General features: G+C 67.8%; 8 protein-coding genes. 5 read left to right on the top strand and 3 right to left on the bottom strand.

The window, feature by feature from the left end; genetic code table 11:
* Nucleotides 1-29 precede the first annotated feature (29 nt).
* Nucleotides 30-815 (top strand): peptidylprolyl isomerase, encoded by a 786-nt coding sequence (locus tag AC07OH_RS07090; protein ID WP_492677060.1) that lies wholly within the window; start codon nt 30-32, stop codon nt 813-815.
* Between the two features lie 192 nt (nt 816-1,007).
* Here the strand turns inward: AC07OH_RS07090 and purL are convergent, their stop codons facing one another.
* On the bottom strand, nt 1,008-4,976 hold the full coding sequence (gene purL / locus AC07OH_RS07095; protein WP_495300104.1) for a phosphoribosylformylglycinamidine synthase: 3,969 nt from the start codon (nt 4,974-4,976) through the stop codon (nt 1,008-1,010).
* A 157-nt stretch (nt 4,977-5,133) separates the two neighbouring features.
* Here purL and map point away from each other — a divergent pair, with 157 nt between their 5' ends.
* Together map and AC07OH_RS07105 are read left to right on the top strand one after the other, a co-directional pair.
* Entirely contained in the window at nt 5,134-5,958 is an 825-nt protein-coding gene (gene map / locus AC07OH_RS07100) for a type I methionyl aminopeptidase (protein ID WP_062471267.1), read from the top strand.
* A gap of 22 nt (nt 5,959-5,980) precedes the next feature.
* A complete protein-coding gene (locus tag AC07OH_RS07105; RefSeq protein ID WP_062471264.1) occupies nt 5,981-8,590 on the top strand; it encodes a [protein-PII] uridylyltransferase in 2,610 nt (869 codons plus the stop codon).
* Between the two features lie 25 nt (nt 8,591-8,615).
* Here the strand turns inward: AC07OH_RS07105 and AC07OH_RS07110 are convergent, their stop codons facing one another.
* Together AC07OH_RS07110 and AC07OH_RS07115 are read right to left on the bottom strand one after the other, a co-directional pair.
* Nucleotides 8,616-8,960: a hypothetical protein gene (locus AC07OH_RS07110; protein WP_495300105.1), complete on the bottom strand. Its 345-nt coding sequence runs from the start codon at nt 8,958-8,960 to the stop codon at nt 8,616-8,618.
* Between the two features lie 53 nt (nt 8,961-9,013).
* A complete protein-coding gene (locus tag AC07OH_RS07115; protein ID WP_495300106.1) occupies nt 9,014-9,646 on the bottom strand; it encodes a response regulator in 633 nt (210 codons plus the stop codon).
* 198 nt (nt 9,647-9,844) lie between these two features.
* On the opposite strand from AC07OH_RS07115, the gene AC07OH_RS07120 reads away from it, so the two are divergent.
* Both AC07OH_RS07120 and pgm read left to right on the top strand, forming a co-directional pair.
* Nucleotides 9,845-10,087: a helix-turn-helix domain-containing protein gene (locus tag AC07OH_RS07120; RefSeq protein WP_495271246.1), complete on the top strand. Its 243-nt coding sequence runs from the start codon at nt 9,845-9,847 to the stop codon at nt 10,085-10,087.
* A gap of 123 nt (nt 10,088-10,210) precedes the next feature.
* On the top strand, nt 10,211-11,866 hold the full coding sequence (gene pgm, locus AC07OH_RS07125; RefSeq protein ID WP_495300107.1) for a phosphoglucomutase (alpha-D-glucose-1,6-bisphosphate-dependent): 1,656 nt from the start codon (nt 10,211-10,213) through the stop codon (nt 11,864-11,866).
* Nucleotides 11,867-11,868: the final 2 nt, after the last annotated feature.

Raw genomic sequence — 11,868 nt, forward strand, 5'->3', positions numbered from 1 at the left:
CATTTCCTCTCCAGCCTGATATTCATTTCATGAAAAAACACATCTTGCAGGCCGTTGCGGCCGCAGCGCTGATCGGTGCACTCCCCCTGACGGCCCTGGCGCAGAACGCAGCCATCGTGAACGGCAAGCCGGTGCCCAAGGCCCGCATGGACGTGCTGGCCCAGCAGCTGGCCGCCGCTGGTCGCCCGGTGACGCCTGAAATGCAAAGCCAGCTGCGCGAGGAAATCGTGGCACGCGAAGTGTTCATGCAGGAAGCGCAGAAACAAGGCCTCGACGCCACCGAGGACTACAAGAACCAGCTCGAGCTCGCCCGCCAGGCCATCATGATCCGCGCGCTGTTCGAGAACTACCGCAAGACCAACGCGGTGTCCGACGCCGACGTGAAGGCCGAGTACGACAAGTTCGTGGCAGCCAACGGCGGCAAGGAATTCAAGGCCCGCCACATCCTGGTCGAGACCGAAGACCAGGCCAAGAAGATCATGGCCGACCTGAAGAAGGGTGCCAAGTTCGAAGACATCGCCAAGAAGCAGAGCAAGGACCCGGGTTCGGGCGCCAACGGCGGCGACCTCGACTGGGCCAACCCCGCCAGCTTCGTGCCCGAGTTCTCGGAAGCGATGATCAAGCTCAAGAAGGGCGAGACCACCCCTGCCCCGGTCAAGACCCAGTTCGGCTACCACATCATCCGCGTCGACGACATCCGCCAGGCCCAACTGCCGAAGCTGGAAGAAGTGAAGCCGCAGATCACGCAGCAGCTGCAGCAGCAGCGTCTGCAGAAGTACCAGGAAGACCTGCGCGCGAAGGCAAAGGTCGAGTAAGCCTGCGGCCATCGCCCTAGAAAAAGCCCCGCGACTGCGGGGCTTTTTTCATTGGGGCGTGATGCTGAAGTCTTTGAGAAACCGGGCCCAGCCGACAGACGCCCCCAATGAAAAATGCCCTTCAGGCCAAAGCCTGAAGGGCATTTCTTATTGACCTGATTCAGGCCGCTTGCACGGCCTGACGACGTCCGATCAACCCACCCACTTGCGCGCGTTGCGCCAGATCTGCATCCACGGGCTCAGTTCGCTCTTGTCACCCGAGGTCCAGCTCATCTGGATGTTGCGGAACACACGCTCGGGGTGCGGCATCACGGCGGTGAAGCGGCCGTCCGGCGTGGTGACCGAGGTCAGGCCGCCCGTGCTGCCGTTCGGGTTGAACGGGTACTGCTCGGTCGGCTGGCCGTGGTTGTCCACGAAGCGCATCGCGCCGATGGCCTTGGCGGCGTCGCCGCGGTGCTTGAAGTTGGCATAGCCCTCGCCGTGCGCCACCGCGATCGGCAGGCGGCTGCCGGCCATGCCCGCGAAGAAGATGCTGGGCGACTCGAGCACCTCGACCATCGACAGGCGCGCCTCGAAACGCTCGCTCTGGTTGGTGGTGAAGCGCGGCCAGGCCTCGGCGCCCGGGATGATGTCGGCCAGCTCGGCAAACATCTGGCAGCCGTTGCACACGCCCAGGCCGAAGGTGTCGGCGCGGCCGAAGAAGGTCTTGAACTGCTCGGCCAGCTTCGGGTTGAAGGTGATGCTGCGCGCCCAGCCGATGCCCGCGCCCAGCGTGTCGCCGTAGCTGAAGCCGCCGCAGGCGACCACGCCCTTGAACGCGGCCAGGTCCGCCCTGCCCGTCTGCAGGTCGGTCATGTGGACGTCGAAGGCCTCGAAGCCGGCTTCGGTGAAGGCATAGGCCATCTCGACGTGCGAGTTGACGCCCTGCTCACGCAGGATCGCGACCTTGGGGCGCGACTGCAGGATGGCCGGCGCCACCGGGGCGTTCGGCAGGAACACGTGCATGCCCGGGTCGTTCGGCACGCCGGCCGCGGCGTGTTCGGCGTCGGCGCAGGCCGGGTTGTCGCGCTCGCGGGCGATCTTCCAGCTGACCGAGTCCCACACCTGCTGCAGGTCGTGCAGCGAGGCACTGAACACCGACTTGGCATCGCGCCAGACTTCGAGCTTGCCCTTGCCGGCGTCCATGGCCGAGCTGGCCGGTCGCGTCTTGCCGACGAAGTGGCTGTGCGTGCTCAGGCCGTGGGCGCGCAGCACCTGCATGACGTCGTTGCGCTCGGCGGTGCGCACCTGCAGGACCATGCCCAGCTCTTCGTTGAACAGCGCCTTGAGCGTGAGCTCTTCGCGGCGCGCGCTGACCTGCTGCGCCCAGTTCTTGGCGTCGCCGGTTTCCATGCGGCTGTCGGAGATGCCGTCGCCTTCGGTGACGAGCATGTCGACGTTCAGCGCCACGCCGACGTGGCCGGCAAAGGCCATTTCGCAGGCGGTGGCGAACAGGCCGCCGTCGCTGCGGTCGTGCATCGCGAGGATCTTGCCGTCGGCGCGCAGCGCGTTCACGGCGTTGACCAGCGCCACGAGCTGCGCCGGATCGTCGAGGTCGGGCACGGTGTCGCCGCTCTGGTCGAGCGTCTGCGACAGGATGCTGCCGGCCATGCGGTGCTGGCCACGGCCGAGGTCGATGAGCACCAGCGTGGTGTCGTCTTCCGTGGCGTCGAGCTGCGGCGTGAGCGTGCCGCGCACGTCGGCCAGCGAGGCGAAGGCGGTGACGATCAGGCTCACGGGCGAGGTGACCTTCTTCGCTTCGCCATCGTCCTTCCACTGCGTGCGCATCGACAGCGAATCCTTGCCGACCGGAATCGACACGCCCAGGGCCGGGCACAGTTCCAGGCCCACGGCCTTCACGGTCTCGTACAGCGCAGCGTCTTCGCCGGGCTCGCCGCAGGCGGCCATCCAGTTGGCCGACAGCTTGACGCGCGAGAGTTCGATCGGCGCGGCCAGCAGGTTGGTGATCGCCTCGGCCACGGCCATGCGGCCCGAGGCCGGCGCGTCGAGCGCGGCCAGCGGCGTGCGCTCGCCCATGCTCATCGCTTCGCCGGCGAAGCCCTTGTAGTCGGCCAGCGTCACGGCGCAGTCGGCCACTGGCACCTGCCACGGGCCGACCATCTGGTCGCGGTGGGTCAGGCCGCCCACGCTGCGGTCGCCGATGGTGATGAGGAAGCGCTTCGAGGCCACGGTCGGGTGCGCGAGCACGTCGATGGCGGCCTTCTGCAGGTCGACGCCCGTGAGGTCGAGCGGCTTGAAGCTGCGGGCGACGGTCTTCACGTCGCGGTGCATCTTGGGCGGCTTGCCCAGCAGCACGTCCATGGGCATGTCGACTGGCTGCACCGCGGCGCCTTCGTCGGCCACCAGCAGCTGGCGCTCTTCGGTCGCCACGCCGACCACCGAGAACGGGCAGCGCTCGCGCTCGCAGAAGGCCTTGAACTGTTCGAGCGATTCGGGCGCGATGGCCAGCACGTAGCGCTCCTGGCTTTCGTTGCACCAGATTTCCTTCGGCGCCATGCCCGACTCTTCGAGCGGTACCGCGCGCAGGTCGAAACGCGCGCCGCGGCCGGCGTCGTTGGTCAGCTCGGGGAAGGCATTGCTCAGACCGCCCGCGCCCACGTCGTGGATCGCGAGGATCGGGTTGGCCGCGCCCTGCTGCCAGCAGTGGTTGATGACCTCTTGCGCGCGGCGTTCGATTTCGGGGTTGCCGCGCTGCACCGAGTCGAAGTCGAGCTCGGCCGCGTTGGCGCCGGTCGCCATCGAGCTGGCGGCGCTGCCGCCCATGCCGATGCGCATGCCGGGGCCGCCGAGCTGGATCAGCAGCGAGCCGGCCGGGAACAGGATCTTCTTGGTCTGCGTGGCGTCGATGCTGCCCAGGCCCCCCGCGATCATGATGGGCTTGTGGTAGCCGCGCTGCACGGTGTCGAGATCGCTCGTCACCGCCTGCTCGTACTCGCGGAAGTACCCCAGCAGGTTAGGCCGGCCGAATTCGTTGTTGAACGCGGCGCCGCCGAGCGGGCCCTCGGTCATGATCTGCAAAGGGCTGGCGATGTGCTCGGGCTTGCCGTAGTGGCCCTCTTCCGGCCAGAGCTTCGAGACGGTGAAGCCGGTCAGGCCCGCCTTGGGCTTGGAGCCACGGCCGGTGGCGCCTTCGTCGCGGATCTCGCCGCCCGCGCCGGTCGAGGCGCCGGGGAACGGGGAAATGGCCGTCGGGTGGTTGTGCGTCTCGACTTTCATCAGCACATGGCTCAGGGCGCTATCTTTTTGATAGCTCTGCGAGCCGTTTGCCGGGATGAAGCGCTCGATGGTCGCGCCCTCCATCACCGAGGCGTTGTCCGCATAGGCGATCACCGTGTGCTGCGGGTTCTGCTTCTCCGTGTGGCGGATCATCGAGAACAGGCTCTGTGGCTGGGCCACGCCGTCGATGGTGAAGTTGGCGTTGAAGATCTTGTGGCGGCAGTGCTCGCTGTTGGCCTGCGCGAACATCATCAGCTCGACGTCGCTGGGGTTGCGACCCAGGCGGGTGAAAGTTTCGACGAGGTAGTCGATTTCGTCCTCGGCCAGCGCCAGGCCGAAGCCGGTATTGGCCGCCACCAGGGCGTCGCGCCCGCCGGTTTGCACGTCGACCTGCGCCATCGGCTGGGCCGGCAGTTCGCTGAACAGGCTGGCCGCCTGCTCGACCGCGGCGAGCACCGATTCGGTCATTCGGTCGTGCAGCGGGCCGGCCACGGCGGCCAGCGCGTCGCCTTCGAGCACGGGGGCCTTGCCGATCAGCGGCGCCTTCAGCTTCAGGTGGTACTGGGTGACGCGCTCCACGCGGCGCAGCGCCAGGCCGCAGTTGTGGGCGATGTCGGTGGCCTTGGAGGCCCAGGGCGACACGGTGCCCAGGCGGGGCGTGACCACGACCGAGGCGCTTGCCTTGGCCGCCACGGCCTCGAAGGGCTCGCCGTAGGTCAGGAGCGCGGCAAAGCGCTCGCGGTCGGCGTCGCCCAGCGAGGCATCGGTGACCACCAGGTGCACGAAACGGGCCGAAATGCCCTCGATGCGCGGCTCGATGGCCTGCAGCTTCGGCAGCAGTTGCCGCGCACGGAAGTCGCTGAGTGCGCTGCCGCCCTCGAACATGGTTACGACAGGAAGGGCTTGAGGTGCGGGCTGCGTCACGGTCGATGGGGGGCCTCGGGGGCCGCGTTGGGAATCAAGGAATCGAGGCGGAGGCCGCTGACTGGGGTCATCCGCGTTAACCCGGAATTTTAGCTTGCCGAATGGGATAATTCGGGGCATGAGCATTACCTACAAAGACGCCGCAGGCATCGAAGCCATGCGGGTCGCCTGCCGCCTCGGTTCCGAGGTGCTGGACTACCTCACGCCCTTCATCAAGCCCGGCATCACGACCAACGACGTGGACCGGCTGGCCGCTGAGTACATGGTCAAGCAGGGCACCACCTCGGCCACGGTGGGCTACATGGGCGCCAGCAGCGTGCCGTTCCCGAAGTCGCTGTGCACCTCGGTGAACCACGTGGTGTGCCACGGCATCCCCAATGACAAGCCCCTGAAGAAGGGCGACATCATGAATGTCGACGTCACCGTCATCAAGGACGGCTGGTTCGGCGACAACAGCCGCATGTTCGTGATCGGCGACGCCTCCATCGCCGCCAAGCGCCTGTGCAACGTCACCTTCGAAGCCATGTGGCACGGCATCCTGCAGGTGCGCCCCGGCGCCCACCTGGGCGACGTGGGCCATGCGATCCAGAAATTCGCCGAGGGCCAGGGCTTCTCGATCGTGCGCGAGTTCTGCGGCCACGGCGTGGGCCAGCGCTTCCACGAAGAACCCCAGGTGCTGCACTACGGCCGCCCGGGCACCATGGAGGAGCTCAAGCCCGGCATGATCTTCACGATCGAGCCGATGATCAACGCCGGCAAGCGCGACGTGAAGGAAGACTTCAAGGGCGGCCAGTACGACGGCTGGACCATCGTCACGCGCGACCATTCGCTGTCGGCCCAGTGGGAGCACACGGTGCTGGTTACCGAGACCGGCTACGAGGTGCTGACGCTCTCCGAAGGCAGCCCGCCGCTGCCGGCCTTCGTCACCTCCACCAAAACCTGACGCGCCCCAGCGCGCCCCCGCCGTGATCGAAGCAGCCAAGATCGACGTGGCGACGCTGCGCGAAGCCTATCGCGCGAAAAAGCTCGCCCTTTTCGACACCCTGCGCTTCGCACGCGCGCCCACCCGCAGCGTCCACACGGTGCTGCGCCAGCTTTCGGCGCTGGCCGACCAGACGCTGACAGCGCTGTGGAACGAAGCCGGCTTCGGCGACGCCTTTGCGCTGGCCGCGGTGGGCGGCTACGGGCGTGGCGAGCTGTTCCCGTACTCCGACGTCGATGTGCTGCTGCTGCTGCCGCCCGAGGGCCAGGACAGCGGCGTCGAGCCGGCCCGCATCGAGGCCTTCATCGGCCAGTGCTGGGACGCCGGCCTCGAGATCGGCTCCAGCGTGCGCACGCTCGAGGAGTGCCTGGACGAGGCCGCCAAGGACATCACGGTCCAGACCTCGCTGCTCGAATCGCGCCTGATCACGGGCGACAAGAAGCTCTTCGCGGCCTTTCGCCGCCGCTTCACCCAGGCCATCGACCCGCAAGCCTTCTTCGTGGCCAAGTCGCAGGAAATGCGGCACCGCCACCAGAAGTTCGACAACACGCCCTACGCGCTCGAACCCAACTGCAAGGAATCGCCCGGCGGCCTGCGCGACCTGCAGACCATCCTGTGGATGAGCAAGGCCGCCGGCTTCGGCAGCCGCTGGGACGACCTGGCCAAGAACGGCCTGGCCACGCCCTTCGAGGCGCAGCAGATCAAGCGCAACGAAGCCCTGCTCTCGCTCATTCGGGCCCGCCTGCACGTGATCGCCAACCGGCGCGAAGACCGGCTGGTGTTCGACCTGCAGACCGCCGTGGCCGCGAGCTTCGGCTACGAGAGCGAGTCGCAGCGCAAGTCGAGCGAGGCGCTGATGCGTCGCTACTACTGGGCGGCCAAGGCGGTGTCGCAGCTCAACCAGATCCTGCTGCTCAACATTTCCGAGCGGCTGCAGCCCATCGACGAGCAGCCCACGACCATCAACGAGCGCTTCTACGAGCGCGCCGGCCTCATCGAGATCGCCAGCGACGACCTGTACGAGCGCGAGCCGCACGCGGTGCTCGAGACCTTCCTGCTGTACCAGAAGACCATCGGCGTGAAGGGCCTGTCGGCGCGCACGCTGCGTGCGCTGTACAACGCGCGCCACGTCATGGACAGCAAGTTCCGCAACGACCCGGTCAACCACGTGACCTTCATGCGGATCCTGCAGCAGCCCTACGGCATCACGCATGCCTTCCGGCTCATGAACCAGACCTCGGTGCTGGGGCGCTACCTGCGCGTGTTCCGCAGCATCGTGGGGCAGATGCAGCACGACCTGTTCCACGTGTACACGGTCGACCAGCACATCCTGATGGTGCTGCGCAACGTGCGCCGCTTCTTCATCGCCGAGCATGCACACGAGTACCCGGGCTGCTCGCAGCTCGCGGCCGGCTGGGACAAGCCCTGGATTCTTTACGTCGCCGCCCTCTTCCACGACATCGCCAAGGGCCGCGGCGGCGACCACTCCACGCTCGGCGCGCGCGACGTGCAGCGCTTCTGCAAGCAGCACGGCATCGCGCGCGAAGACGCCAAGCTCATCGAATTTCTCGTGGCCGAGCACCTGGTGATGAGCCAGGTCGCGCAGAAGCAGGACCTGGGCGACCCCGAGGTCATCGGCGCCTTTGCCAAGCGCGTGGGCAACGAGCGCTACCTCACGGCGCTGTACCTGCTGACGGTGGCCGACATCCGCGGCACCTCGCCGCGCGTGTGGAATGCCTGGAAGGGCAAGCTGCTCGAGGACCTGTACCGCTTCACCCTGCGCGCCCTCGGCGGTCGCATGCCCGACCCGGACGCCGAGGTCGAGGCCCGCAAGCGCGAGGCGCTGGTGCAGCTCGCCCTGCACGCCCAGCGCTTCGAGGCGCACAAGGCGCTGTGGGACACGCTCGACGTCGGCTACTTCATGCGTCACGACGCCACCGAGATCGCCTGGCACGCCAAGCAGCTGTCGCGCTTCGTGCCGCCGAAGAACGTGCCCATCGATCCGAAGGCGTTGCCCATCGTGCGCGCGCACCTGTCGCCGGTGGGCGAAGGGCTGCAGGTGGTGGTGTACACGCCCGACCAGTCCGACCTCTTCGCGCGCATCTGCGGCTACTTCGACCAGGCGTCATTCAGCATCCTGGACGCCAAGGTCCACACCACGAGCAACGGCTACGCGCTCGACACCTTCCAGGTGGTGACGACCTTCCAGCCCGACCACTACCGCGACCTGATCAGCATGGTCGAAACGGGCCTGGCGCAAACGCTCACCGAAGCCGGCGCCCTGCCCGCGCCGAGCATGGGACGCGTGTCACGCCGGGTGCGCAGCTTTCCGATCAAGCCGCGCATCAGCCTCGTGCCCGACGACAAGGCGCAGCGCTGGCTGCTCAGCATCTCGGCCAGCGACCGCGCGGGCCTGTTGTATTCGGTGGCGCGCGTGCTCGCGCGGCATCACCTGAACCTTCAACTGGCGAAGGTGACGACCCTGGGCGAACGGGTGGAAGACACCTTCCTGATCAGCGGGCCGGAACTGCAAGGCCAGAAGACGCAGCTGGCCATCGAGACCGACCTGATGGAGGCGCTGGCCTCCCAATGAGGCCGCGGACTTGGCGGGTGCGGGCTCAGCCGCAGTACGCGCCGAGGATGCGACCCGTGGGATCGACCTGCGCGTTGAGGCGCGTCGCGTCCTGGGCCGGGTCGGCCGGTGCCGTGGCCGGCACGGTGCGGGCGGTTTTCGCGCCGGCGCGCTGGCGCATTTCTTCGAGCAACGGACGCGTCGCCTGCATGCCGAGCGCGAAGCGCACTTCCGGGGCTTGGCAACTTTCGGGCGGGGGCGCGAAGCTCGGCGGCGCCGGCACTTCGGAGGTGAGCGGCCGGTCCTTGGGCGGGGCTTCGCAGCCCGCGAGCACCGCAGCCAGGGCCGCAGCCATCAGAAGAACCCCGTGCCGGCCAATCGTCATGCGCATCTTGTCTTGCTCCTTGAAACCAGCCTGAAGCTTAGCCGCCCGCGGCGGCCGGTTCATGACCCCTTGCGCTGCAACGGGGACAACAGCCCCAGGCGGATGCCCGTGATCACGGCCTCGGTGCGATTGTGCACACCCAGCGCCTGGAACAAGGTGCCGATGTACTCCTTCACCGTGTGCTCCGACAGGCCGAGCTCGCGCGCGATCGACTTGGTCGGCAGCCCGCGCGCCAGGCCGTGCAGCGTGTCGGCCTGCCGCGGACTGAGCGTGGGCCTGGCAGTGCTCTTCGGCCCCAGGTGCAGGATTTCCTGCGGCAGGTAGACCTCCCCCGCCAGCACAGTCTCGAAGGCCCGTTTCAGGAAGTCGGCCGGCATGCTCTTGGGCACGAAGCTCATGGCGCCGGCTTCCAGGCAGCCACGGATGATGTCGACATCGGTCGAGGCCGACACCACCACGGCCGCGATGTCGGGCGCCGCCGCCTTCAGGCGCACCAGCGCGTCCAGGCCGTACTCGCCCTTGAGTTCGAGGTCCAGCAGACAGATCGCCAGGTCGGGGTGGCGCAGCGCCAGGGCGCAGGCCTCATCGACCGTGGCGGCTTCGAAGATTTCGGCATTGCGTTCCATGCTCTCCAGCAGCATGCGCAGGCCCGCGCGAAACAACGCGTGGTCGTCCAGCGTCATCACTTTCATGGCACACCCCCTTCGGCCTTTCTGGCCGATATGCACCCTCATTCTGACGCTGGCGCCCACGGGTGCACCCGCCGTGCGTCGGAACTAGATCACCCTCCACGCAAAAAACTACCAGCCCCTGCGAAGGAGGGGTTGGGTACCGGGCGCGTTTCGAGGAGATTCAGGGCCGACCGCTGTTGTCGCCAAAGGGGGCCGACCATGAACGCCAGCTTTCAAGACCGACTGATCTCGCTCGTCGCCGAGTCGCAGCCCCAATGGAAATCCGAACTCGCCCGACAGTGCGGCGTCAGCGCCCCCACCGTGATCCGCTGGCTCACCGACCGCCACAGCTGCGCAGGCACCTTGCACCTGCATGCGATCGCCGCGTACTTCGAGGTGCCGGCCCGGTGGCTGGCCACGGGCGACGGCCCGGAGCGGGTCCGCACGCGGCGCTCACATTGAAAGGGTTGTAAGCGGACCTCTGTGAACGGGCGCGCAGGCGGCAAGCCGGTCCCGCCCATGGCGTATGCTGAAAGGCCGCGCACGGCACCGCCGGCGCGCTCCCTTTCATCACCCGCTTTCGACATGAGCACCACTTCCCATCCCCTCGCGGGCCAGCCGGCCCCGTCTGATCTGCTGGTGGACGTGCCCCGCCTCGTCTCGGCCTACTACACCGGTCGCCCCGACCCGGCGGTGCCCAGCCAGCGCGTGGCCTTCGGCACCTCGGGCCATCGCGGCTCGTCGTTCGACGACGCGTTCAACGAATGGCACGTGCTGGCCATCAGCCAGGCCATCTGCGACTACCGCAAGCAGCAAGGCATCGACGGCCCGCTGTTCCTGGGCATCGACACGCACGCGCTGTCCACGCCCGCCTTCGCCAGCGCGGTCGAGGTGCTGGCGGCCAACGGCGTCGAGCTGATGCTCTCGAAGGACGACGAGTACACGCCCACGCCGGCCGTGTCCCACGCCATCCTGGTCTACAACCGCGGACGCACCAGCGGACTGGCCGACGGCATCGTGATCACCCCCTCGCACAACCCGCCCGAAAGCGGCGGCTTCAAGTACAACCCGCCGAACGGCGGCCCCGCGGGCACCGACATCACCTCCGCCGTCGAAGCCGCCGCCAACAAGATGCTGGCGAACAAGCTCGAAGGCGTGAAGCGCATGCCGCTGGCGCAGGCGCTGAAGGCGTCCACCACGCACCGCCACGACTACCTGAACACCTACGTCGAAGACCTGGCCCAGGTGCTCGACATGGACGCGATCCGCGGCGGCACCATCGACCTGGGCGTCGATCCGCTGGGCGGTGCCGGCGTGCACTACTGGCCCGCCATTGCCGCGCGCTACAAGCTGCAGCGCCTGAACGTGCTGAGCCAGGCGGTCGACCCGACCTTCCGCTTCATGTCGCTCGACTGGGATGGCCGCATCCGCATGGACCCGTCGTCGCCCGACGCGATGCACGGGCTGGTCGCGCTGAAGGACCGCTTCGGCATCGCCTTCGCCTGCGACACCGACCACGACCGCCACGGCGTGGTCACGCGCAGCGCGGGCCTGATGCAGCCGAACAACTACCTCGCGGTGATGGTCGACTACCTCTTCACGCACCGCCCGCACTGGCCGGCGCAGGCGGCCGTCGGCAAGACCGTGGTCAGCAGCCGCATGATCGACCGCGTGGCGGCGCGGCTGGGCCGCCCGCTGTACGAAGTGCCGGTGGGCTTCAAGTGGTTCGTCGACGGGCTGGTCGACGGCTCGCTCGGCTTCGGCGGCGAGGAAAGCGCGGGCGCCACCTTCCTGCGCCAAGACGGCAGTGCATGGACCACCGACAAGGACGGCATCGTGCCCGCCCTGCTCTCGGCCGAGATCGCCGCGCGCACGGGTCGCGACCCCGGCGAGCGCTTCACCGAGCTGACGCAGGCGCTGGGGCGCCCTGTGTCCGACCGCGTGGACGCACCCGCTACGCCCGAGCAGAAGAAGCGCCTCTCCGCCCTGTCGCCGCAGCAGATCACCTCGACCACGCTGGCAGGCGAGAAGATCGAGAACGTGCTGAGCCACGCACCGGGCAACGGCGCGGCCATCGGCGGCGTGAAGGTCGTCACCGAGAACGGTTGGTTCGCCGCACGGCCGTCGGGCACGGAGAACATCTACAAGATCTACGGTGAGAGCTTCCTCGGCGACGAGCACCTTGCACGCATCCTCGGCGAGGCGCAGCAGGTGGTCGACAAGGCGCTGTCGGCGAGCTGACG

This window comes from Variovorax sp. GW821-FHT10C12 (assembly GCF_059415405.1).

Excerpts from the sequence above, each read along its gene's own strand:
- AC07OH_RS07110 (WP_495300105.1), bottom strand. The coding sequence starts at position 8,960 with ATGCGCATGACGATTGGCCGGCACGGGGTTCTTCTGATGGCTGCGGCC.
- AC07OH_RS07120 (WP_495271246.1), top strand. The coding sequence starts at position 9,845 with ATGAACGCCAGCTTTCAAGACCGACTGATCTCGCTCGTCGCCGAGTCG.
- pgm (WP_495300107.1), top strand. The coding sequence starts at position 10,211 with ATGAGCACCACTTCCCATCCCCTCGCGGGCCAGCCGGCCCCGTCTGAT.
- AC07OH_RS07090 (WP_492677060.1), top strand. The coding sequence starts at position 30 with ATGAAAAAACACATCTTGCAGGCCGTTGCGGCCGCAGCGCTGATCGGT.
- map (WP_062471267.1), top strand. The coding sequence starts at position 5,134 with ATGAGCATTACCTACAAAGACGCCGCAGGCATCGAAGCCATGCGGGTC.
- AC07OH_RS07115 (WP_495300106.1), bottom strand. The coding sequence starts at position 9,646 with ATGAAAGTGATGACGCTGGACGACCACGCGTTGTTTCGCGCGGGCCTG.
- purL (WP_495300104.1), bottom strand. The coding sequence starts at position 4,976 with ATGTTCGAGGGCGGCAGCGCACTCAGCGACTTCCGTGCGCGGCAACTG.